This is a genomic window from Halochromatium roseum, from assembly GCF_016653315.1.
Lineage (GTDB): Bacteria > Pseudomonadota > Gammaproteobacteria > Chromatiales > Chromatiaceae > Lamprobacter > Lamprobacter roseus.
Genome location: NZ_NHSH01000036.1, coordinates 1 through 20,176, shown reverse-complemented (window position 1 = coordinate 20,176; position 20,176 = coordinate 1). Strand labels below are relative to the sequence as shown.

At 63.6% G+C, this 20,176-nt stretch carries 26 protein-coding genes; 4 read left to right on the top strand and 22 right to left on the bottom strand.

Annotated features, from left to right (window positions below; genetic code table 11):
* Window positions 1-18: 18 nt before the first annotated feature.
* From CCR96_RS03505 to CCR96_RS03470, 8 genes are all read right to left on the bottom strand, one after another.
* Window positions 19-282 (bottom strand): hypothetical protein, encoded by a 264-nt coding sequence (locus CCR96_RS03505; protein WP_201217391.1) that lies wholly within the window; start codon window positions 280-282, stop codon window positions 19-21.
* Window positions 279-635 (bottom strand): HepT-like ribonuclease domain-containing protein, encoded by a 357-nt coding sequence (locus CCR96_RS03500; RefSeq protein ID WP_201217389.1) that lies wholly within the window; start codon window positions 633-635, stop codon window positions 279-281. The genes CCR96_RS03505 and CCR96_RS03500 overlap by 4 nt, the downstream gene beginning before the upstream one ends.
* The gene (locus CCR96_RS03495) at window positions 625-918 is read right to left on the bottom strand and encodes a nucleotidyltransferase family protein (protein WP_201217387.1); all 294 of its coding nucleotides are present in this window, start codon (window positions 916-918) and stop codon (window positions 625-627) included. Before CCR96_RS03495 ends, CCR96_RS03500 begins: the two co-directional genes overlap by 11 nt.
* Complete coding sequence (locus CCR96_RS03490) at window positions 915-1,079, bottom strand: hypothetical protein (RefSeq protein ID WP_201217386.1); 165 nt, start codon at window positions 1,077-1,079, stop codon at window positions 915-917. Before CCR96_RS03490 ends, CCR96_RS03495 begins: the two co-directional genes overlap by 4 nt.
* Before the next feature lie 118 nt (window positions 1,080-1,197).
* Complete coding sequence (locus CCR96_RS03485; protein WP_201217384.1) at window positions 1,198-1,497, bottom strand: BrnA antitoxin family protein; 300 nt, start codon at window positions 1,495-1,497, stop codon at window positions 1,198-1,200.
* Entirely contained in the window at window positions 1,454-1,735 is a 282-nt protein-coding gene (locus CCR96_RS03480) for a BrnT family toxin (RefSeq protein ID WP_201217381.1), read from the bottom strand. Before CCR96_RS03480 ends, CCR96_RS03485 begins: the two co-directional genes overlap by 44 nt.
* A 139-nt stretch (window positions 1,736-1,874) precedes the next feature.
* Complete coding sequence (locus tag CCR96_RS03475; RefSeq protein ID WP_201217379.1) at window positions 1,875-7,328, bottom strand: N-6 DNA methylase; 5,454 nt, start codon at window positions 7,326-7,328, stop codon at window positions 1,875-1,877.
* Between the two features lie 47 nt (window positions 7,329-7,375).
* A complete protein-coding gene (locus CCR96_RS03470; protein ID WP_201217376.1) occupies window positions 7,376-10,339 on the bottom strand; it encodes a DEAD/DEAH box helicase in 2,964 nt (987 codons plus the stop codon).
* Between the two features lie 163 nt (window positions 10,340-10,502).
* On the opposite strand from CCR96_RS03470, the gene CCR96_RS03465 reads away from it, so the two are divergent.
* The gene (locus CCR96_RS03465) at window positions 10,503-11,159 is read left to right on the top strand and encodes a TIGR02452 family protein (protein ID WP_338035799.1); all 657 of its coding nucleotides are present in this window, start codon (window positions 10,503-10,505) and stop codon (window positions 11,157-11,159) included.
* On the opposite strand, the gene CCR96_RS03460 is transcribed toward CCR96_RS03465, so the two are convergent.
* From CCR96_RS03460 to CCR96_RS03445, 5 genes are all read right to left on the bottom strand, one after another.
* Window positions 11,156-11,434, bottom strand: a complete 279-nt coding sequence (locus tag CCR96_RS03460) for a hypothetical protein (protein ID WP_201217374.1) — start codon at window positions 11,432-11,434, stop codon at window positions 11,156-11,158. The genes CCR96_RS03465 and CCR96_RS03460 overlap by 4 nt on opposite strands.
* 8 nt (window positions 11,435-11,442) lie before the next feature.
* Entirely contained in the window at window positions 11,443-11,748 is a 306-nt protein-coding gene (locus CCR96_RS03455) for a TrmO family methyltransferase domain-containing protein (protein ID WP_201217371.1), read from the bottom strand.
* A gap of 28 nt (window positions 11,749-11,776) precedes the next feature.
* Complete coding sequence (locus CCR96_RS25000) at window positions 11,777-11,911, bottom strand: hypothetical protein (protein ID WP_274601063.1); 135 nt, start codon at window positions 11,909-11,911, stop codon at window positions 11,777-11,779.
* Window positions 11,908-12,378, bottom strand: a complete 471-nt coding sequence (locus CCR96_RS03450; protein WP_242518422.1) for a hemerythrin domain-containing protein — start codon at window positions 12,376-12,378, stop codon at window positions 11,908-11,910. The genes CCR96_RS25000 and CCR96_RS03450 overlap by 4 nt, the downstream gene beginning before the upstream one ends.
* 65 nt (window positions 12,379-12,443) lie before the next feature.
* The gene (locus tag CCR96_RS03445) at window positions 12,444-12,965 is read right to left on the bottom strand and encodes an aminoacyl-tRNA deacylase (RefSeq protein WP_201217368.1); all 522 of its coding nucleotides are present in this window, start codon (window positions 12,963-12,965) and stop codon (window positions 12,444-12,446) included.
* Window positions 12,966-13,497: 532 nt separating this feature from the next.
* Here CCR96_RS03445 and CCR96_RS03440 point away from each other — a divergent pair.
* Window positions 13,498-13,704, top strand: coding sequence for a helix-turn-helix domain-containing protein (locus CCR96_RS03440; protein WP_201217366.1), 207 nt, complete (start codon window positions 13,498-13,500; stop codon window positions 13,702-13,704).
* A gap of 10 nt (window positions 13,705-13,714) precedes the next feature.
* Here CCR96_RS03440 and CCR96_RS03435 read toward each other — a convergent pair whose 3' ends face one another.
* The 5 genes from CCR96_RS03435 to CCR96_RS03415 all read right to left on the bottom strand — a co-directional run bounded on the left by CCR96_RS03435 (window position 13,715) and on the right by CCR96_RS03415 (window position 15,695).
* Entirely contained in the window at window positions 13,715-14,317 is a 603-nt protein-coding gene (locus CCR96_RS03435; protein WP_242518421.1) for a histidine phosphatase family protein, read from the bottom strand.
* A 59-nt stretch (window positions 14,318-14,376) separates the two neighbouring features.
* Window positions 14,377-14,889 (bottom strand): hypothetical protein, encoded by a 513-nt coding sequence (locus CCR96_RS03430; RefSeq protein WP_201217361.1) that lies wholly within the window; start codon window positions 14,887-14,889, stop codon window positions 14,377-14,379.
* A complete protein-coding gene (locus CCR96_RS25495; RefSeq protein ID WP_201217358.1) occupies window positions 14,886-15,089 on the bottom strand; it encodes a DUF4365 domain-containing protein in 204 nt (67 codons plus the stop codon). Before CCR96_RS25495 ends, CCR96_RS03430 begins: the two co-directional genes overlap by 4 nt.
* Complete coding sequence (locus CCR96_RS03420; protein ID WP_201217356.1) at window positions 15,046-15,207, bottom strand: DUF4365 domain-containing protein; 162 nt, start codon at window positions 15,205-15,207, stop codon at window positions 15,046-15,048. The genes CCR96_RS25495 and CCR96_RS03420 overlap by 44 nt, the downstream gene beginning before the upstream one ends.
* A 155-nt stretch (window positions 15,208-15,362) precedes the next feature.
* A complete protein-coding gene (locus CCR96_RS03415; protein ID WP_201217353.1) occupies window positions 15,363-15,695 on the bottom strand; it encodes a hypothetical protein in 333 nt (110 codons plus the stop codon).
* Between the two features lie 72 nt (window positions 15,696-15,767).
* Here CCR96_RS03415 and CCR96_RS03410 point away from each other — a divergent pair, with 72 nt between their 5' ends.
* On the top strand, window positions 15,768-16,610 hold the full coding sequence (locus CCR96_RS03410) for a CPBP family intramembrane glutamic endopeptidase (protein ID WP_201217350.1): 843 nt from the start codon (window positions 15,768-15,770) through the stop codon (window positions 16,608-16,610).
* Here CCR96_RS03410 and CCR96_RS03405 read toward each other — a convergent pair.
* Window positions 16,592-16,918 carry a pyridoxamine 5'-phosphate oxidase family protein gene (locus CCR96_RS03405; protein ID WP_201217348.1) on the bottom strand — a complete coding sequence of 109 codons (327 nt, stop codon included), beginning with the start codon at window positions 16,916-16,918 and terminating at the stop codon, window positions 16,592-16,594. The two genes, CCR96_RS03410 and CCR96_RS03405, sit on opposite strands and share 19 nt — an antisense overlap.
* Window positions 16,915-17,304, bottom strand: coding sequence for a hypothetical protein (locus tag CCR96_RS03400; RefSeq protein ID WP_201217345.1), 390 nt, complete (start codon window positions 17,302-17,304; stop codon window positions 16,915-16,917). Before CCR96_RS03400 ends, CCR96_RS03405 begins: the two co-directional genes overlap by 4 nt.
* Window positions 17,305-17,531: 227 nt before the next feature.
* Between CCR96_RS03400 and CCR96_RS03395 the strand changes: the two genes are divergently transcribed.
* Window positions 17,532-18,719: a 4Fe-4S binding protein gene (locus tag CCR96_RS03395; RefSeq protein WP_201217343.1), complete on the top strand. Its 1,188-nt coding sequence runs from the start codon at window positions 17,532-17,534 to the stop codon at window positions 18,717-18,719.
* A gap of 60 nt (window positions 18,720-18,779) precedes the next feature.
* Here the strand turns inward: CCR96_RS03395 and CCR96_RS24405 are convergent, their stop codons facing one another.
* Window positions 18,780-19,442 carry a (Fe-S)-binding protein gene (locus tag CCR96_RS24405; protein ID WP_242518418.1) on the bottom strand — a complete coding sequence of 221 codons (663 nt, stop codon included), beginning with the start codon at window positions 19,440-19,442 and terminating at the stop codon, window positions 18,780-18,782.
* A gap of 57 nt (window positions 19,443-19,499) precedes the next feature.
* A complete protein-coding gene (locus tag CCR96_RS03385; protein ID WP_201217341.1) occupies window positions 19,500-20,072 on the bottom strand; it encodes a flavodoxin in 573 nt (190 codons plus the stop codon).
* Between the last annotated feature and the right edge of the window lie 104 nt (window positions 20,073-20,176).

Below are 20,176 nucleotides of genomic sequence, written 5' to 3'. Positions count from 1 at the left end.
TCTAGAATCGATCGGCGATCAATGGGTTGCGCTTGCATCATCCGGCTCAGCATTCGGACGGGGTTTCGGTCGCCGTGGCGGCGGGTTGATCTTCGGTCCCGGCCATTCCGCTTCGACTCTGCGCAAATCCGCCACAATGGCGTCCAGATCGAAATTGAAATGTGCCGCATGTTCCTCGCGGATGCGATGCAACTCGTCGACAATGGGATTAGTCCACATGCTGAGCTTACCCCAAATGCTTCTGGTCGATCGGTAACGCTTGGCTGTCGAGAAAATCGTCATTCATCAGCATTCTGCTCCAGTTCTTGTTGCAGGTGCCTTGCCGCATCGAGCAGGCGGGGAATATGCACACTCGCCGCGTCCCAGAGAATTTCGGTATCGAGACCGAAATACTGATGCACGATGATGTCGCGTAGACCGGCGGCGCCGCGCCAGTTGACGGACGGCTCCGCGTCACGCAGCGACTGCGGAAGCTGCTTGGTCGCCTCGCCGATGATCAGCAGACTAAACAGGATGGCTTGGCGCAAGACTTCATCTTGCTCGAAGCTGTCCAGATCCTGATCGCGGACCAAGCGTTCCACGCGCTCGCCGTGTTCGATGATGTCGGCCAGAAAGAGCAGCCAGTCACGGGACACGGATCATCTCTCGCTCGACGCTGGCTCTCGCCAAGGGTTTAAGGCCGCGCTCGGTCACGAGATCGACCGGATGCCCCAGGGCCTGTTCCAGATAGCGCTTCAAGCCAAAGTAACCATCCAGTGTCGCCCGTCCAGTGAAGGCGACGAGCAGGTCGATGTCGCTGTCCTCGCGCAGCAGATCGCGCGCGGCGGAGCCGAACAAAGCGATCCGTTCCACGGCGAAGCGCTGCGTCAGTTCGGGCCTGAGCCTTTGCAGCTGTTCGAGAATGCTGTCGCGATTCATCCCTCTTGCGTACATGGTGTCGCCTCGCGGTCGTTGGCAAAGAACGCCCAGGCCGTCCGATAGTCCTGCTCGCGGTCGGGGCGGACGAAGGGGGCCTGGTAGCGGATCGTTCGCTCGACCGGGCCGCTGGGCAGGGTGTCGTCCAGAAAGGTATCAGCCATCGCGCTCGCCGGTCTTTTCCGCGAAGACATCGGCGAGCTGCCGCGCCTCGAAAATCCGCTCCGCCCAGTGCTTGATCTCGGCACTGCTCGCGCTCGAAGCACGCGTTGCCCTGTCACGTCAACGTGCGTGCAATTCTTCACGGATCACCCGCCTGATCCGTTCCTCAAGCCGATGTTCTTGCATGGTATCGCGCAGCGCGCCGTTGATTAACGTGGGATAGTCTTCCGTGCTTGCTCGTTCTTCGAGCCACGCGAGAACATCCGCATCAAGCGGGATGGTGACCTCGGTCTTTGGCGTTGTGACGGGTTTGAGGCCAACGCGGTGAACCGCGCGTTGCCAATCTGCCTCCGTTAACGGTGGCGCTTCATCGAGGTCAGCGTTTGCCGCGGAGTGATCTGAAGTAGGCTTGTTGCTCATGTTTTTCGGCCTTCCGCATCGAAATGATGTGAATCTCATCGGCTGTCTCGGTATGCACCATCACGACGACATTGATACCGAGCAGACCCACTGTGATGAACCTTTGTTCGTCGTAAGCGTATCTCTGATCCTCGAAGCTGAAGGTGTGTCCCGAAAACACCTGCTCCGCGCTAGCGAAGTCGAAGCCATGCTTTGCCAGATTGGTGCGCCGTTTTTGTTCTTGCCATGTGAAACGCATGATCGAAAATGCTCAAGCGACTCAATTCCGATCCAGACATCGACGGTTGACGATTTGCTGAAAATATCCCCAGGCACGGCGATAGTCCTGTTCGCGATATCACTGTCGCACAACCTCCTGTCGAATTGGACAGGGGATTTCATACCGCGTTGCCCTTGGCCTGATCCTGCTCGAAGAACGTCCAGGCCGTCCGATAGTCCTGTTCGCGATCGGGGCGGACGAAGGGGGCTTGATAGCGGATCGTTCGCTCGACTGGGCCGCCGGGCAAGGTGTCGTCCATGAAGGTCTTGGTGACGCTGGCGCCAGCGGGCAGCTCGCGGATGTCTTCCCAGCCGAGGGCGATGGCCTGCGGGTTGGGCGGCGACCGGCGCTGATCCGAGGACTCGACTGGGCACTGCTCGGGCTGTTGGACCGCGTAGCGGATGCCGGCGTTCAGATCAGCCTTGCGGGCGGTGCGCGGCAGCCCGACGCCGACCAGACCCTTGCTCGGCGTGAAGACGATGCGCCCGCTCTGGTCGTACCAGGTGTCGGCCTCGTACTGGCGCATGACCGGGAACTGGACGCGGTAGATGGTCAGCAGTTCGTCAAGGGTCAGGCCGAGGGCTTGGGCGACCAGGACGTCGATCTCGAGCAGGGCTTGGCGGCGGGCGTAGTCGGTGCGCAGGGCGCAGTGGCGTTGCCAGTTTGGGGTGAGGTGGGTGAAGAAGTTGGTTTCACCACGGAGGCACGGAGGACAGGGAGGGCTGTTGCTCTCGGTCGCCGCGGAAGCCTCAGCCGCTGTGGCCGATCTGATCGGCTGCGTCTCGGTTGCCGTTGCGGGCGCTCGTCCCAACTCGCCTTGGGCTGATGTCCCTGTCGCATCTGCGGTCTGGTCTCCGCATGCGGCACTGGCGAGCAGTGGTGAGTCGCTGGACCAGCGTTGCTCGCGGAATTCGGGTTGGAAGCAGGATTGCCAGAGGTCGGCGTAGTGGGTGGTAAGACATACAAGTGAGAGTGTTCGTGAAAATACTAAAATGCGCTTTTTACCGACTAGATCAACTAGCGGAAACTTTGCAATGACACTCTTATTGGCGTGACCAGCCCCGGTACTCTTGACTTGAAAATCTACAGGTAGCGAAAGCGCTCCAGCTAAAAACAATAACAAGTCGCTTTGGTTTTGAAAAACCTGCTGGATACAAGTATGAACGTTCGCTGCTCCAGGCGGAATTAATGCACCAATAAGAGTTCGCTCACCAGATTGACTCAGCATCTCGCGGCTAATAAATCGGTAATAGTTCGTTACCAGAAGACGCTTTGCGATAGGGTTGGGCGGACCGATTTCGGGTTGGGGCTCAATCCAAGTCACCCTCGGCGTCCGCTCGGCATATTCCGCCGGCGAGCAATCGGGCACATAGTTGGTGCGTGGCAGGTAGTCGTCGGGCAGTGTGGTCAGATCAAGACAGTCGTAATGGCTGTTGGCGGTGCAGACCGCGCGCGGGGTTTTGTAGAAGGGCGTGCCGACGAAAAAATGCGGACCGGAGAGCACCCATTGGCCGGCATCGTCTGGGAAGCGGGTCTCGCGGCGGATGGTGCCGTCTTTCTGCTGGTTGGTCTCGTGCCACATCTCCAGCGAGAGATACTCGCCCTTGAGATCCCCCAAGCGGCGCGGCTGGGCGGCGAACTTCTCCAGCACCGAGATCAACTGTCGGGCATGCAGCGCGGGCAGGCGCGCTTGCAGCGGTGGCGTGCCGGCCTCGTCGTAGAGCTGGGCGAAGAGCGCCAGCTCATGCTCGCCAACCGGGATCAGCCGATCGCGATGACCTTGGGTATTCCAGCGCGACCGGCCGCCCTCGCCTTCTTGCTTGATGCCAGGCACCTTCCCGCTGCCGTCGTGGGCGAAACAGGCATCGACGGTGCGAGGCAGAAATAGATTTGCCAGATGCGTGAAGCTTGGCGCCGCTTGAGTCGGACCGTAGACATTGACGCTGAACTTCGCATGATGATCAACATCCGCGAACAGCATCAGCTCATTAACGAACTGAAAATGCCCGCGTAATCGCGGATAGACCGCCTCCCGAAACACCCCACCCTTAGGATCATCATAGATCCCCTCGGGATGCAAGAAAGCTGTAACACCCTGCGCATTGTTCAGCATCCAAGCCTGCGGCAAGAAACACTTATACAGATTGGTCTGCACACCCTTCAGCAACGGATAGTTCTGCCTGGCATTCAAAAACGCCTGCATCCCCGCCTGCTCGCAAAACTCATCCAGCCAAGCCGCCTGCATCGCCGGCCAGTCCTCGAACAGCTCGGCGCGCCGACGGGCCAGCTCAGAGGCACTCATCCTGCGGATCGCAATCCGCGGATCGGCCTCACCCAGAATGCCCTTCTCCTCCCACTCGACCTTGATCCAAGGCGGATTCCCGAGGATCAGATCAAAGCCTCCGCCCTCACCCCCGGCCCCTCTGCCGGCGGGAGAGGGATGATGCCAGTGGAAGAGATCCGCAAACGCCAGCTCCCAATGAAAAAACCGATAGCGCTGCGCCAGCGCCTCGACCTGTTTGACGCGCGGGAAGTACTCGCGCAGGCGCCGAATGCGCAGCTCGCCGTAGCGATCATGCAGGGTCTTGGCCTCGGTCTGCGCCGCGAGCGCAAGCTGCCCAGGCTGGTCGTCGAACAGGCTGGACTGCGGCTCCGGGGCCAGCGGCTGGGTCTCGATCTTGGCCGGTTCGGCCAAGAGATCCAGCTCGGTCTGCTCGTCGATGTCCATCAGGTTGCCGTCGAGGATGGCGCCGACCTCGGTGATCCATTGGGTGCGATTGGGCAGGCTGCTGACCTGGTCCAAGGGCCAGAACCAGAGCGCGCACCAGTAGTCCATCACCAGCTTCAGGCGCCGGTAGGGGGTGGCCAGGGCGCCGTCCTCGTTGAGCATGCCGGCCTGGCGGGTGGCCTCCTTGCTGGCGCGGCTGGTGACGGCGCCGCTGTCGGTGTTGCCTTCGGTCTCAGGCCAGACCGGCAACCGGTCCTCAGTGCGGGCGCGATCCTCGGCCAGCTGCCGGGCGTGCTCGCGCCAGAGGGCGTCGATCTTGGCGCTGAGCTGGCGCAGACGGCGCAACTCGATCTCGGAGAAGCGCCCGAGCAGGCCCTTTTGCCAGGTCTTCACCTGCTTCAGCTCAGCCTCGTAATAGGTCTTGACCGCCTTGTTGGCATAATCGCAGAAGCCCTCGTCGGGCAGCAGGAAGTGGTAGATCTCGTCATCCTGGCGGGGCGCGTCCGGGGTCAGCGGCCTGGGCGCGGCGTGGCGCCAGCAGGCGGGATTGGGCACCAATTTGCCGCTGCCATCGCGGACCTTCGCCGGCGCCTGCAACTGCGCGACGGAGAACACCTGCGGCCGCGCGCCGACCAGCGAGTTGCCGGTGAAGAGCTGATAGCCAAACCAGGGCACCCGCGCCGGCAGCGGCCGGCCACTGTCGTCGGTCTCGCCATAGATGGCGTTGAGCCAGAGGCTGACCTCGGCCAGCTCGGTGGCGATGGGGTTGAGGTCGACGCCGAAGACGTTGCCGTCGGCCAGGCGCATGCGCACCTTCTGCAATTCCTGGGCGTACTGCTCGTGCGGGATGCGGCGCTTGAGCTCGATCTGCTTGCGCTCGAGGTAGGCCTGCGCAAGCTGGTTGACGGCCTCGTTCAAGAACGCGGCGCTGCCCATCGCCGGCTCCAGCACGCGCAGGCTGAGGATGTCGTCGGCGCGCTTGTCGGCGAGCAGTTCCTTGAGCGCGTACTTGACCAGGCATTGGGTGAGCGATTGCGGGGTGTAGTAGCTGGCGCTCTTCTGGCGGTCACGCCCGGCGAGGCGATAGATGAAGGTGCCCTTGGGATAGACGCGCAGCTCGCGGCGCCCCTCGGCGTTGCGGAAGGTGACCTTTTCGCTGTTCTGGTAGTCGCCGATGCGCGCCTGGCCGACGAACCAGCCGTTGGCGAGTGGGTCGGTGCTGCCACCGTAGCCGCCGTCGCTGTCGCCGCCCTCCTCGTGCTCGCGCTCGTTCTCGCCTCCTCCCTCGTCGTCCACCTCCTCGATGCCGCTGGCTGCGTTGGCCGTACTGCTCGTGCTGGCTGCGGGCATCACCTCGTACAGGTCTTCGCTGGCGAAGAAGCCGCGATAAGAGAGCAGCGACTCGTAGACCGCGCCGAGCTGATTGATCGAGAGGGCCTGATAACTGACGCGGCGGGTACGCTTGGTGCGCGGGTCCTTGGCGAACGAGAGCCCGCGCAGCACCTGCTGCCAGATGTGGTTGGGGAAGCGGACCCGATTCAGCAGCGGCGTGCCGGCGGGGTCGAAGAGCTGGCTGTCGAGTGGCGCCAGCTCGAAGGCGTTGATCGTCGCCGAGCCGACCATGAGCTGTTGGTCGCGGGCCGTGCCGTTGGCGACCAGCGCGAAGAGCGTGCGCAGGGTCTGGTCGAAGTAGGTGCCGTTCTGCGCGGCGGTGCTGTGCAGGTCGGTCAGGGTCAGGTCGCGCAGGTGCTCGAGGCTGTAGCCGCGGGCGTAGACATCGCTGCTGTTGATCGGCACATAGCCCAGCTCGGGGCGGGCCTCGATATAGAACAGGAAGATCAGCCGGTAGACCAGGCGCACGCATTCGGTGCTGAGCCGGCCTTCGTCGAGACGCTTGAGGGTTCCGGTATAGCTGTAGCCATGGTTCTGGATCAGTTGACGGGCGGCCTCGTTGCCGAGTCGCTCGATGGCCTCGCGCAGGGCGTACTTGAGATCGGCGCTGACGCCGGCGTCGTGCTTGTGGGACTCGGCATCGAGGCTGTCTAGCAAGCCCTCGCCGGAGACCGGGCAGAGGGCCTCGCGATGCAGCAGGGCGACGCAGGCGTTCAGGGTCGCCGGCTGGCGCTGGCCGAGGATCTCGCTCAGGTCAAAGCGCAGCAGGCGATTGCTCGGCCATTTGAAGCGGTCGATCAGCAGCCACTCCAGCTCGCCGATCAGCAGCACGAAGCGCGGTGGGTGATCGGCGGCGAACAGGGCCTCGGAGAGGATCTCGGCGAGTGGACGCGGGGCCTGCTTCTGCTTGCCGAGATAGGGCGCCGGAAGTTCCTGGATGCGGAAGTGTTGGGCGCTGAGGGTGACGTCGAGCGGGTCGACGGCGGGGTCATCCTGGCGTGACTTCTGCTCCGGATTGAAGGCGGGGATGATCACCAGCTCGGGCAGGCCGATGGCGTGCTGGCCCACACCCTGAGCAGCCGCATGCCAAAGCGGCAACGGTTGCCCGGCGCTCCACTCTTGCTCCCGCGGTTCGATTCGATAACCCAGCGTCTCCAGCAAAGGCCGATGCAGCTCGCGATGCCAGTTCAGGCGGGCGTCGAAGTCTTCAGCGGCGGGATCGGCGGCATGCTGCCGGAAGAAGGCGCGCGCCAGGCTGGCCAAACGCTTGGCGGGCAGCTCCGGTGGCGCTTGGTCGGGCTGGTCGCCCACGGTCTCGGCCGCCGCCGCGGCTTGCTGCTGCAGCCAGTCCTTGATCCGCGCCTGGAAGCCGTGGGCGAAGAAGTGATGACTGTAGAACTCGTTCTCGTTGCCGATGCCGGAGAAGACGTCGAAGTGTTCCGTTATGCCCATTGCTGTCTCAGTTCCTATTGCCAGTCCGATCGCCGCTGTCGACGCGCTCAAAGATCCAGACCAGGGTCAGGCTCGTTGCGTCCGGTGACGGCGGCGAGTACCTGCACGAAGGGTACGGGCTCGACTTCGAGGCTGTCTTTGACCCATTGGCCGTACTCGGCGAACACGTTCTCGATGTCCTTCAGGCGTTGCGCCCGTCGGCCGGCGCGCACGGTCTCAATGACATTGGCCAGGCGCAGCTCCAATTGTTGTTCCTGGGCACCGCGCAGCTCGTTGAGTTCGGCCAGCTTGTGCTGCACCTCGGCCGCGCGCGAGGCGCTGAAGGTCTTGACCTGATCCTCGACGAACAGCTGCATGGTGGCCACGGCATCGCCGAGCGCCCGTTGCAGCTTGGCGAGGTCCAGCGCGGGCTTGGCGTTCGGCAGCTGCCGCTCGGCAAGGCCGGCGCGCTGACAGAAATCGTCAAAGTCCTCGATGGCATGATCCGCGTTGCCGCGGCGCAGGATGGCCTTCCATTCGGCGATCAGCGGCTGGCCCTTGCGATTGGGGATGAGCCCGAGCATGAGGAAGGCGCATTCGTCGGCGGCCAGGTGCGGGCTGACGATCACCGGCGCGCGGCGGCGCCCGACCCCGCCGATGACCCGATCAATCAGCCACTGGCTGATCGGGTGCTGCGGCCACAGGTACTGGATGTCCGGCCAAGCGGCCCCCTGTCGATCCTCTTCGCGGGCACGCTGGATGGATTCTTCGACGATGCCGGCGTGCGCTGAGAGGACGTACTCGTTGGTCTCGCGTAGCACCTCGGCCGGCAGTTGACGACGCAAGCGCCGACGCAGATCGGCGGGCGGGGTCAGGCGCAGCATGCGTGCCTGGTCGTCGACGCGGTAGCCCTCGGCCTCTGGCACACGGGCGATGGCTTGCTTGGCGAAGGCATAGAGGTCGGGGAAGAAGCGATGCGGCTCGTGCCGGAGCGGGGTCGGTCGGCCCGCTCGGGTGGCGGCAGAGGCGTTGGCCGAACCGTTGCCGTCAGCGCTGCCAGCGCCGGTGCCATCAGAGCCAGCGCCAGCGTCGGTTCCGAACAGTGCCATTTCCCAATCATCGTCATCGTCCGGCTCGGCCTGCTCGATGCACTGCTGCTCGAACTGCTCGGCGTTCAATCCCTCAGCCAGCGCTTCGGCGACGACCTGCTCCTCGGCCTCAATGCTGTGCTTGCGGAGGATCGAGGCCGGATCGCCGATGTTTTGGCTGATCTGCTCGTCCTTGCGTACCAGCACCTCGATCACGCGCAGGTCGCCCTTGACGGTCTCGACCTCGGATTCGGTGAGCAGGTAGTCGATCCGTGGCGTGGATTGCTGACCGAAGCGGTCGACACGGCCGTTGCGCTGTTGGAACACCATCGGCGACCAGGGCAGATCGAAGTGCACCAGCCGATGACAGAGGAAGTGCAGATTGAGCCCCTCGGAGGCGACGTCGGAACAGAGCAGCACGCGCAGGGGGTCATGCTCCTGGCCGAAGCGCTCGACGATCTCCTGTTGATCAATATCAGAGAGCCCGCCATCGAGGATGACGAAGGCGTTGGTCTTGAGGCCGAGATCGCCAGGGAGATGCCCCAGCAGCCATTTCAGGGTCTCGATGCGCTCGGAGAAGATGACCAGTCGATCGTTGCTCTCGCCGCCGGTCCACTGCGCCTCAGGATCGACCAGTGCGCGCAGCAGGCGTTGGTATTTGCTGAAGCGCTCCGGGCTGATGGCGTCCAGGTCGCGCCCGAAGGCCTCGAAGGCGGCGATCTCCTGCTGCTCGGCCGCGCTCGGCTGCGGTCTGCGATTGAGCTTGGCGATGCGGTTGCGCGCATAGCTGGCGGCGGCGGCCGGGCTCGAGAACAGCGCCTTCTGCAGCCCCACGCGCTGCAGCTCGGCCTGCTTGCCCTGCGCGCGCTCACCCTTGAGCGTAAACGGGATCTCAAGCGCGGCACGAAACGCGGCCTCTTCCTCGGCTGTGGCCCGGGCGGAAAGCCGCCGGGTGACGGCCTCCGGGAACTGGCCTTCAGCCTGGCCTTTGATGTCTTTCTTGAAGCGGCGCACGAACAGATCCTTGCGGTCCAGATCGGCGCGGGTGTAGTCGTCGGGATCGGAGATCGCGGTGGGGTCGAGCAGCCAGATCAGTGATGCAAAGCTGTTGGCCGAGCCGTCGTGCGGCGTCGCCGAGAGCAGGATCAGGGTATCGGACTTGGTGGCGAGGTGCTTGGCCAAACGCGCCCGTAGCGAGGAGCCGGCGTCACCCTTGCGCACCGCGACATTGTGGCATTCGTCGATGACGATGATGTCCCAGCGCGACTTCTCCAGATAGTTGCGATACTCGTTGTTCCCCTTCAGCGTGTCCATCGAGATGATGGTCTTGTCGTAATAGTTGAAGGGGTTGTGCCCGGACGGGATGTTGTTACGGATACGCTGAATGCCAGCGGAGTCCAGCCGCACCAGCGGGATCGTGAAGCGCGACCACCATTCCTTCTGGAACTGAGTCAGCATGCTCTTCTGGGTCACGACCAGAATGCGCCGCCCGCGCCCGCGGATATCGAGCTCGGTGGCAAGCATGGCCGCCTCCAGCGTCTTGCCCAGACCGACCCCATCGGCAATCAGGATGCGGGTGCGCACCTGCTTCAGCCCCTTCTCGGCCGGAACGCGCTGGTAGTCGGCGCGCTTCATCACCGCTTGGTGGGCGCGGTGAATCTGGTCGTCGTTGGCGACGGTTCGCAGCCGCTGACTCTCCAGATAGAGCAAGGTATCGGTGAAATAGTCGCTCAAATCTTGGAACAGCTCGGTCTCGGCCGGGTCGTGGACCTGGATGCCGTTCTCAAGCTGTTGCAGGAAGATGGCCGAGGTGCCCCGGACCAACTCCGAGAGACCGTCGCAGGTCAAGGCATGGCCGCCATCGTCGCTGAGGTCGATGCGGCGAATGACCCAGTCCTCGTCGCGGACGGTGACGCGGGCGCCTGGGGCGAGTTGATGCTGCATGGGATGCTGTTCAGGACCGTCCTGTCGTGGTTGCGATCGCTATGATATCCGCGGCAGGAACATCTCGTCATGGATAGAAAGACCCCGCCGTGCGTTCGACGAACGATGATCCTCCTACCCCACCCCACCCTCATAACAAGCCGGATCGCTATTTCGGCTGTCGGTGTCACTGGAACGTCTGGCATTCATCCACTCGTTAATACTGCAGTCGAGCCGAACGGCCGATCCAGGTGGCAACAAGCCCACAGGTCTGCTCACCCTGCCCTGCCTCGATTCCGCGGATCATGCACAGCGTTGTCGCGCCCGGCTGTCGCTGCCGCGCACGCGGGCCCGCGCGCAGGAGGAGGTGCTGTGCCGCTCGAGTGCGCTGTTCGCGACCCTGCGTGGTGATCCGATGTATGCCCATCATGCACAGCGTCCACTGCCGGACTCGACCCACTGGGCCATCCTCTCACCCGAGGTGCCGGTGTTTCGCACCGACGAGGGCACCGCTCTGGAGGAGCCCTGGCACCTGAGTATCGTGACCTGCGCCGCCCCCTATGTGCCCGGCGTCGGACAGCCACTGGCCGGCGATCTGCTGCAGGCACGCATCGAGCGGGTGTTGGCGATTGCACAGGCGTTTGGCTATGAGACGCTGGTGCTGGGCGCCTGGGGCTGTGGGGCGTTCGAGAACGATCCGCGACACACCGCTGAGGATTTCCACGCGGCCCTGGAGGGACGGTTCGCTGGTGCTTCGGCCATGTCGTGTTCGCGATCGCCGACTGGTCCAAGAGCGGGAGTTCCTGGGTCCGTTCCGGGATGTCTTCAGTCAGCCAGTTAGCACAGCGGCATCGCGACACCCCACCTGAAGAGCTGGTTGCGGCGCTGGTGACCAGCATCCTCGATAACTCCGGCTACCCGATCAGTGCCACGCGCACGGACGCTGGCCAGATCCGCATCCGCTACCAGCTGCGCTCGTTCAGCGAGCCGAACGAGATCGCGAAGTTGGCCGAGCAGGTCCGCTGGAACCGGAGGTGCGAACAACAGCGCGTAGGTCAGCAGCAGGAGCCAGAGTACGGCGAACAGCCAGCGGTCGAAACGGCGATCAGTGAGCACGATGTCAATCAGCTCCTTGGGTTGGTCATGAATGCCGAGCGCGCTGGCTTCAGATCCAGCAAGGGTGTGCCATCCAGGCAATCCAAGCCGCGCACCCGTAGCACCTGGCCTTCGATGCCGATCAGCTCGACAACGCTGCTGCCGATCGGATTCGGCCGCACCGGCGAGCGCAAGGCAAAGGTGCCGAGGGGCTGCTCACGCCCTTTCGGGCATTGCAGGACCAGGTCGCGCCGGGACTGATCAAGCCAATAGAGCACCTCTAGTGGGGTCGTCGTCTGCAGACCGACCAGCGCCTGATCCCAGGGATGGAACATCTCGATCTGACACTCGGGGCCGTCCAGGTCACCTTGGCGGCGGACAGTCTTCGCGCCGCTGCCAAGGGGTGTGGATGCGCCCGATGTACTGCAGCGCGGCATCTGACGCTTGGGGGTGCTCTACAGCAACCTCGCCGGGGCGTTTGGCTTGCTGCGGGCTCATCGCGGCGCTCCGGGCGCGCCGCCCTTGCGCGCTGTCGTCGGACAAGCTGGGCGCGCTGCCGCTTCGTGCAGCACGCCCAACTCGTTGAGCACGGCGGGCTCCAGCACCTGCTGCGCGGTCTCGAACAGGGTCCGCTCTTCAAAGCGGATATGCGCCTGCAAGGCGTCACCGAAGCGCGCCGGGGCATCAGGGGCGTCGCTCACAATCAACCCCCGCAGCTCGGTATGCTCGGCAAGGGTTTGCTCAACCAAGGCCTGCTGGCCGGCGACCCGCAAGGCGGGAAGCAGCCCCCGCTCCTCAAGCTGGAAGTGCGGTTCAAGCTCATCGGCAAAGCGGGCTTGGATCTCGGCCCAGAGGGCACGACGGTCGGGGTCTTCAGCCGTCGCCAGTTCACGCGCCCGCTTGGCCAGGACCAGTGCTGATTGATGGTCATGCGACAGGCGCACCAGGTTGGGATCGCGTTGCATCGGCAGGGTCCGAATCGAGGGCTGAGGATTGAGGTTCCCACTGCCGGGGCTGGGCGGTCAATGCCTCACCGCGACCGGCGGCCAGACACCGGGCTTCCAACGCCGGCTTGGACCGCGACCTCAACCCGCTTTGGCGACAGCAGACGTTGCAGATCCTCGCTGCGCAGCCGGAGGATGTAGCCGCGCTTGCCGCCGTTGATGTAGAGCTGCTCGAGCTGCAGGATGCTGCGCTCGCAGTAAACCGGCATGGTCCGACGGGTCGCAAACGGCGAGGTGCCGCCGACCTGGTAGCCGGAGTGCTTGTCTGCAGTCTGGGGTGCGCAGGGTTGAATCCGTTTTGCGCCGACCTGGCGCGCCAGGGCGCCGGTCGCGACCTCGCGATCCCCATGCATCAGCATGATCAAGGGCTGATGTTGTTCGTCTTCCATAATCAGGGTCTTCACCACTTGGTGCTCATCCACGCCCAATGCCTGAGCCACCTCAGCCGTGCCACCACCGTTATAGGTATAGCAGTGTCCGCTGAAGGGGACGCCAGCCTGGCGTAGAAGCCGCACCGCGGCGGTCACAGGTGCTTTGGTTTTTGCCATCTCGATCGCCACCGTTTGAGATGTCTAGCCCTATTGAGATCAGCGGCCATCAGTGGGTCCAGCACAACAGGTCATCGGTTCGGATGTCGAGTGTCCAGGAGACGCAGTATATGCAGACAGGTGGCGCAATGATCATCGGCGCTGGTTCTGGCACCGACGCCGCCGTAGCCAAGCAGCTAGCCGCTGAAGGCTGGCCGGTGGTGCTGACGCTGACTCGCCGCTATTGACGTCAACCTGACCCCGGAGGCGCTTTCCCGTTTTGCACGACCAACCACAGAGGCTCAACCAGCCGCTCTGCATCTACCACGCCGATTGCCTGATTTGTGCTTCCCTTTATATTCAATCAGTTACGAAAGTGACGGAGTCTGGCTGGCACCAGTCATTAGTCATTAGACGCGTGGTTCCAAAATTTTGGGTTTAGTGAAGTTTTTGAGAACAATTCGCGATTGCGCGTGACCGTCAATAGATCGGTCACTAGGGCTAGACGTCAGCTGATGCCCATAAGTCACTGATTTTTTGTTGCTGCTCAAATTTGGAATTGCTGCTGCCGGGTACGGCTGAGCCAGGGGCAAGCACCGGTGTGGCGGGACTCAAGGCGCATGCCCATGCCGGCGAGCGCGCCGCAATCTTGGCCGCGCTGGATGATCAAGAGCGCAATGTGACGGCCGCCGCAGCTGCTCTGGGTGTCAGCCGCAAGACGCTCTGGCAAAAGATGAAGCGCTATGGCATCTCGCGTTGAGGCCTGATCGTCAAGGCACGATCGTCAATCGACCCAGCACGGCAAACCCGTCGGTCTCATTCGGCGCGAGGACGACGATCTCGGCAGGTTCGATGAGTTCGAAGCTCAGGGTGTTGATGGTCTCCCGGTGGGTGACCAGTGCCAGATTCGCACTCCCCGAGAAGGTCGCGACCCGCTCACGCACATCCTCAATCAGCCAGGTCGCCTCGCCCTCGGGCAGCACGCGCGGATGATTCAGTGCCGTCCAAGGCTCGGCAGCGCCGAAGGCGAGCTCGGCGGTCTGCCGCGCACGGCAAAGCTCGCTGGTCAAAACGGTCTCGACCTCGACATCCTGCTGCCGCAGCCGTTCGCCGAGCGCCTCGGCCTGCGCGCGTCCCTCCGCGCTGAGATTCTGCTCGCGGCTGCAATCGCCGTCTTGATCCAGGTTCAGCGCCACTTCGGGAGTTGCCTCTTCGGATTGCGCATGCCGGATCAGCATCACCTTGCCGCCCTCGGCGAGCGCCGACCACAGGGCGGCGGCGTCCTCGGTCGTCTCTGCCAGCGCGTTGCCTTGAGCGATAAACAACGCCATGGCGCCGCGATACAGTCCAGTAAGCAATCTCTGTCGGATCATCATTTGGTCACTCATCATGCGCGATGGGGCGAGAAACACCATCATGGCGTCGCCTCCGCCTAGTCAGCTAGTTTGACGGCATCAGTACGATTGTCGTTAACGTCATCCTCATCAGCCGCGCCAATACTCACCAACTCAGCGTTCGTGAGTTGCCAACGCTGCCCGGTCCGCTCTAGGCTGGAAGCCGCGCAGGCAGCCGCCAGCAGCATCTCGCGCGTATGCGTCACGAGACCCTCGGCGGCGACCAGGGGAACGGAGCCGTCGTTCGCATCACCAGCAGCGCGGATCCGGATCACATCTCGGTCTGCGCCGAGCAGGTCGCGATAGAGCGCTAACGCATCCCGTCCGCTCGTTTCCGCTAGGATCGCGATCAACTGCGCAACAACGGAAGCATAATCGGCCAAGGCATCGGTACGCGGGATGATCAGCTCTGGCCGGTCTGGGTGTGAGTAAACATCGGCCTGTTGCCCATAGGCTTCCAGCCGCGCCCAACCTTCACCGCACGCGTAGGCAGCGAGTGCAGCGGGGGTCATCGCGCGCAGCGCTTGATCGTCACGAATTTGCACATTCATTGGATCGCTCCTCGTCGGGACTGATCCATTAGGTCACACAATGCGACCACGTCAAAACGCTGGTGGGCCGGCAGCGACACCGTCACGGATTCGCGGTTTTCTGTGTCGGGCAGATCGGTCAGCGAGACCCAGTACGCGCATCGGCGCAACACCAATTCATCGCATCTGCCCGCCAGCTCGAATCGTACAATCGATGCCATCGCGGTCGAAATCATCGCTGGCTACCACATAGCCAGCGCTTGCTGCCACGGCCTGCAGATAGGCGCGCGACAACGCCTCTTCGCGGTCGGCAGTGGTCAGGATCTGATCCTGGTTCATGTATCGCGTCCCAACTCGAGATCCAACGCACCTCGCGATCGCGCATCCGCGTCGACCAATCGACCGGGATCAGCGCCGAGAGCAGCACGAATTCCATGATCAACAGCATGACCGCGACCGTCGTCGCCCAGAGCCAGCTGGTCTTGGTTTGGGTGTCAGTCGCCATCGGGTTTGCCATTCCCTGGACGAGGCTGAGCTGATGTTGCCCTCTCGGACGAAGTCGATGAGCGGCTCAATGAGCGGCTCGATGTCCGGCTCGCAGACGCGGAACGGACGTAGCTCCACGGAATCGCAGCCATTGGCCTCCAGCATCGCTGTAAGATCGCGTCGATCGCTCGCCCATCGTCGGTTCCGGGGTTCGACTGCTGCTCGGGAATGGCGCGGAACAAGGCGTCGGTGTTTTCATTGGCGCCGATGACCAGGTTGATGTGAAGACCGCGCTTGATGTGATTCACCACCGGATCGAGCAGGCTGGCGATCTCGGCCACGCTTGCCGTGTTGGCTTCGCCTTTCGCGACCGCCAGGGCGCTTCCATCCGGCTGACCCTTGAGAGACGCTCGATGCCAATCCAATCGCGTTCGACACTCCCGGCCAGGATACCGTCCTCGGCGCTGGTCGCCTTCGTCGGCATCACCTTTCTGATCACTTGGGGGCTGATCGGGGTCTACATCCTGTTTCCTGAGACCGCAGCGGCCTGGTTCGGTGCGATCAGCGGGTCGCATCCCGTATTTTTCCTCGCCACCTGGTCACCGGCGACCGCCGCCTTTGTGATCCTGTTCTTCTACGCCGGCACCTCCGGCATCCGGGCCTTCCTGTCCCGGCTGTTCCTGTGGCGGTGCTCGGCGGGCTGGGTGGTCTTCATCCTGATCGGCCTGCCGCTGGTCTTCGTCCTAGGCTCGCTGCTCAAGGGTGGCCCGATGCTGGCGCCACTGCCACCAGCGGGCGTTGGGTCCGTCGTGGCGCTCCTGTTCATGATGCTCGTTCTCGGCCCCATGGAGGAATTCGGTTGGCGCGGCGTGGCGCAACCCTTGCTCCAGCGGCACATGACGCCTCTCTGGGCCGGGGCGCTCATCGGCGCGACCTGGGGCTTGTGGCACCTGCCGGCCTTCTTTCTCTCGAGCACGGTCTTCGCCGATTGGAACTTCCTTGCGTTTTTCGTCGGCAATCTGGTGCTGGCGGTGCTGGTCACGCCGCTGTTCAACCAGACACAGGGCAGCCTGCTGTGGCCGATGCTGTTTCACTGGCAGCTCATCAATCCGTTCTGGCCGGATGCGCAACCCTGGGACACAGGGATTCTCGTCGCTGTCGCCGTCATCGTCGTGTGGTGGAACCGTGACAGCCTGTTCCGTCGCGAAGGCGCCGTGACCGAGGTCATACCGGCAGGTCAACACTCGGGCGATTGACCATCATCGGCGTCAGCGCCACATGGCGTGACCTTGCCGACGGCGCTCAGGCGGCCTCGTTGCTGGACGTCGCCCTCGCCCTCCTCGACCACGGTCAGCCCGCAGCGGCTGTCGGCCTCGAGATTCTTGGTGTGTTGCGACAGCGGGCTCAGCAAGAGCAGCGGCCGCCCTTCCTGATCCAGGACATAGGGCACGACCGAGCCGAAGGGATAGCCGGCTAGCTCCAGGGAATGGGTGGAGAGCAGGCCGTGGAAGCTGCCGGCGAGCACCTGGCGGGCCGCGGCGGCCTGTTGGTCAGGGTCAGTCATCGGGATGCCGCATCGGCACACAGGACGGCGTCGACATCCGCCTCGGTCACGGGCAGCGTCAAGACCGCATGGAGTGGAAACCGCTCGGCGAGCAGTGGGACATACTGCGCCTGCTCTTTGCTGACCAGCACGATGACCCGTGCCGCAGGCGCCTGTGTCCGCAAGCTAGCGAGAAAGACATCAAGGTTGCAGACATTGGCACCGGCGTAGTTGTTGCCGAAGCCGTAGAAGAATTCGGCCACCACCCAGTCCGGCGCACTGCGCTTGAGCGCCTGCAGGGCCTTGCGCTGGGATGGGAGCTTGATCTGGGTGATGCCCAAACGCTGGTAGAGCGCGTCGAGCCGGGGATGACTGGGAGATTCGATGATCGAGAACAGGGTCGTCATGGGGGTCAAACGCGTGCTGGACCAACCGCTGGATGGGATGCAGCCTATCAGGCCTGGCCGGCGCGGTCCTGTTCAGCACCAGGTGTTGCCGATGCGCCGCCGCCATGTCTGCTGACGAACCTCTATGGTTGCCGTCTAGGCGACTGGGCACGTAGGCATGCTGATCAACGCCGCTTTGCGACCGGGGTCAGTCGGCATCCGACAGCATTTACGCAAGAGACTTCACCATGGGACACCTGCTGAACGACAAATCGGCCTTGGTGCCGCTGATCGACCGCCTCAACCGCTACCCGGTGGGCCTGGTCGACAGTCCGCGCCTACGCCAGATCCTCGCGCTGCTGTTCGATCCGCGTGAGGCCGAGGTGGCGGCACGATTTCCACTGACCGAGGCCACCCGGGCTGAGCTGATCGAGCGCACCGGCCTGCCGGCGGCCGAGCTGGATGGGATTCTGGAGTCGATGGCCAACAAGGGGCTGGTGATGGACCTGCCAGTAGGGCATGAGACCTACTATCTGTTGGTGCCGGGGCTGATCGGCTTCATGGAGTTCAGCTTCATGCGCGATCGCGGGGATCTGCCCCAGGCGGAGTTGGCACGACTGATGTCGGCGTACCTGCGCGAACAGGGTAAAGACGGACAGGCCGGTGAGTTCTTCGGCAGCCGCTGGCCGTTGACCCGAGCGCTGGTCTATGAGGACCAGATTCCGGTGCAGTCACGCATCACCCCTTGGGAAGATGCGCGTCAAATCATCCAGGAGGCCGAGTTTCACGCCGTGACGCTGTGCTTCTGCCGGCACAAGCGGGCGCATGAGGGCAAGACCTGCCAACAAGGCGCACCGGTGGAGGAGATCTGCATGGTGCTTGGCGAGGGCGCACGCTTCCTGGTGCGCCGTGGCATGGCCGAGCCGCGCAGTGCCGAGCAGATGCTGGCGATCCTCGACCGGGCGCGGGCGCTTGGGCTGACGCACATCACCGATAACATTCGTGAGCAGCCGTCGTTTCTCTGCAACTGCTGTCGTTGCTGCTGCGAGCTGTTGGCCGGCGTGCAGATGGGCTTTCATGAGGGGATCGCCAAAACGCCCTTTCTCGCCGAGGTCGATCCCGAGCGCTGCGACTACTGCGGTGCCTGCCTGCGTGCCTGCAATGCCAAGTGCATCGGCTTGGCCGACGATGCCCGTGCCCTACCCAAGGAGCAGCGCTGGGCGCAGGTGGACGCTGAGGTCTGTCTCGGCTGCGGTGCCTGCCTGCAGGCTTGCGACCAAGGCGCCTTGACCCTGGTGCCGCGCGCGAGGCGCCCGCGCCCGCCGCGCGATCGCAATGCCCTGTTCGCGCGCATCCTCTGGGACAAGGGTCGGCTGATGCCGTTCATCGCCGAAGGGCTGCGTCGGGGTGTTGAGCGCCTGCGGCGACGGCGTTGATCGGCTTGGCTTCACAGCGGTCAGGCTCGAGTCGCTCGCCCGCACGCAAGGTCTGATGCATCACGCGTTGCCCTGTTTACTCAGCGCTGTCACACGTTTATCGATGAGGTAGACCTGGCCGTCGATCTCCTGCTGCGGCTCCATATCCAGCTCCAGCTCCAGCGCATCGGCAAGCACCTGCGCCAGATGGCGAGGGCGTTGCGCCGTATGGGCACGGATCTGCTGCCGACAGGAGAAGCCGTTGGCGATGACGGGCGCGCTCGGGTTGGCGCGCAGTTGCGGCAGCAAGGCCAGCTCGGCCATCTGTCGGGACAGCTCGGCGTGCTCCTGTTCCAGGCCGAAGGTGCCGGCCATGCCGCACTCGCGCTTGCAGCCCTTGCAGGCGACGCAGAGGTCCATGGCGCGGGCGAGGGTTGGGTCGGCGAGGGCCGCATCGAGCAGGCTGGCCTCGGGTTGGGTCGCCTCGGCCGATTGGGTGTCGGTTGAGCCGGTATTGAGGGCAGCCTTCAACAGCCGCACTCGCCCCCCGGTGGAGAGGGCCGGGTCGCCGGTGACGCGAAAGCTCGGACACATGACGCCCTTGCGGGTCTCGGCCTCGCATTGGCGGCTGTTGATGCAGACCGCCACCGCCTTGGCGAAGTCGCCACCGTGGCGCGGGATGTCCGCATAGGCGTCGCCCATGCCAGCATCTTGGTAGGCGGACCAGTCCAGCGCTGTCTTCATAAAATGATCAACTCCGACCGAATGGATGGGCTGGGCGCAGCGATACTCGGCGCGTGACTAGGCGGGCACCGGCATTTCACAAACCTCGCGCAACAGCGGGAGGACCTCGTCGAGCCAGGCGTCGATGCGCGCGTCGGTCAGCAATGACTGCAGGTGCTGATCCAACGCCAGACCGACGAAGCGCCCATCGATGACGGCCCGCGAACGCTTGAACTCGAAGCCGCCGGTGTCGATGCCGCCGACCATCTGGGCACCGGCTTCGGAGAACAGGCAGTGCAGGTCCATCATGGCATCGCAGAAGTGGGTCGGATATTTCTCCTGGTCACCGAGACCGAACAGGGCAATGCAGGTGCCACTGAAGTCCTTGCCGTCGAGCTGTGGCAGGAACTCCAGCCAGGCGGCCTCGTCGGTGTCGTTGGCCTTGCCTGGGAGCACGCCTTCGCCATAGGTGGGCGTACCGAGGATCAGTGCCTTGAAGGCCAGCAGGTCATCGGCGCTGGCGCGATTGACGTTCACCGGTTTGGCGACCACGTCCTCTCCGTGGCGCGCCTTGATCGCCTTTGCGATCTTCTTCGCGATCAGTCGGGTGGTGCCGGAATCCGTTGCAAAGAAGATGCCGATCTGACGCATACTGCCCCCGTCGAGTGCGTGTCGCTCCGCTGGGAGCCTTGGTGAGTGTCTTGATCATCCGCCCGTCGATTTGAGCAAATGCAGCAAGACCCGCGCCAATCAAC

Excerpts from the sequence above, each read along its gene's own strand:
- CCR96_RS03505 (WP_201217391.1), bottom strand. The coding sequence starts at position 282 with ATGACGATTTTCTCGACAGCCAAGCGTTACCGATCGACCAGAAGCATT.
- CCR96_RS03495 (WP_201217387.1), bottom strand. The coding sequence starts at position 918 with ATGAATCGCGACAGCATTCTCGAACAGCTGCAAAGGCTCAGGCCCGAA.
- CCR96_RS03490 (WP_201217386.1), bottom strand. The coding sequence starts at position 1,079 with ATGGCTGATACCTTTCTGGACGACACCCTGCCCAGCGGCCCGGTCGAG.
- CCR96_RS03485 (WP_201217384.1), bottom strand. The coding sequence starts at position 1,497 with ATGAGCAACAAGCCTACTTCAGATCACTCCGCGGCAAACGCTGACCTC.
- CCR96_RS03480 (WP_201217381.1), bottom strand. The coding sequence starts at position 1,735 with ATGCGTTTCACATGGCAAGAACAAAAACGGCGCACCAATCTGGCAAAG.
- CCR96_RS03475 (WP_201217379.1), bottom strand. The coding sequence starts at position 7,328 with ATGGGCATAACGGAACACTTCGACGTCTTCTCCGGCATCGGCAACGAG.
- CCR96_RS03470 (WP_201217376.1), bottom strand. The coding sequence starts at position 10,339 with ATGCAGCATCAACTCGCCCCAGGCGCCCGCGTCACCGTCCGCGACGAG.
- CCR96_RS03455 (WP_201217371.1), bottom strand. The coding sequence starts at position 11,748 with ATGTTCCATCCCTGGGATCAGGCGCTGGTCGGTCTGCAGACGACGACC.
- CCR96_RS25000 (WP_274601063.1), bottom strand. The coding sequence starts at position 11,911 with ATGAGCCCGCAGCAAGCCAAACGCCCCGGCGAGGTTGCTGTAGAGCAC.
- CCR96_RS03450 (WP_242518422.1), bottom strand. The coding sequence starts at position 12,378 with ATGCAACGCGATCCCAACCTGGTGCGCCTGTCGCATGACCATCAATCA.
- CCR96_RS03445 (WP_201217368.1), bottom strand. The coding sequence starts at position 12,965 with ATGGCAAAAACCAAAGCACCTGTGACCGCCGCGGTGCGGCTTCTACGC.
- CCR96_RS03435 (WP_242518421.1), bottom strand. The coding sequence starts at position 14,317 with ATGATCCGACAGAGATTGCTTACTGGACTGTATCGCGGCGCCATGGCG.
- CCR96_RS03430 (WP_201217361.1), bottom strand. The coding sequence starts at position 14,889 with ATGAATGTGCAAATTCGTGACGATCAAGCGCTGCGCGCGATGACCCCC.
- CCR96_RS25495 (WP_201217358.1), bottom strand. The coding sequence starts at position 15,089 with ATGGCATCGATTGTACGATTCGAGCTGGCGGGCAGATGCGATGAATTG.
- CCR96_RS03420 (WP_201217356.1), bottom strand. The coding sequence starts at position 15,207 with ATGAACCAGGATCAGATCCTGACCACTGCCGACCGCGAAGAGGCGTTG.
- CCR96_RS03410 (WP_201217350.1), top strand. The coding sequence starts at position 15,768 with ATGCCAATCCAATCGCGTTCGACACTCCCGGCCAGGATACCGTCCTCG.
- CCR96_RS03405 (WP_201217348.1), bottom strand. The coding sequence starts at position 16,918 with ATGACTGACCCTGACCAACAGGCCGCCGCGGCCCGCCAGGTGCTCGCC.
- CCR96_RS03400 (WP_201217345.1), bottom strand. The coding sequence starts at position 17,304 with ATGACGACCCTGTTCTCGATCATCGAATCTCCCAGTCATCCCCGGCTC.
- CCR96_RS03395 (WP_201217343.1), top strand. The coding sequence starts at position 17,532 with ATGGGACACCTGCTGAACGACAAATCGGCCTTGGTGCCGCTGATCGAC.
- CCR96_RS24405 (WP_242518418.1), bottom strand. The coding sequence starts at position 19,442 with ATGAAGACAGCGCTGGACTGGTCCGCCTACCAAGATGCTGGCATGGGC.
- CCR96_RS03385 (WP_201217341.1), bottom strand. The coding sequence starts at position 20,072 with ATGCGTCAGATCGGCATCTTCTTTGCAACGGATTCCGGCACCACCCGA.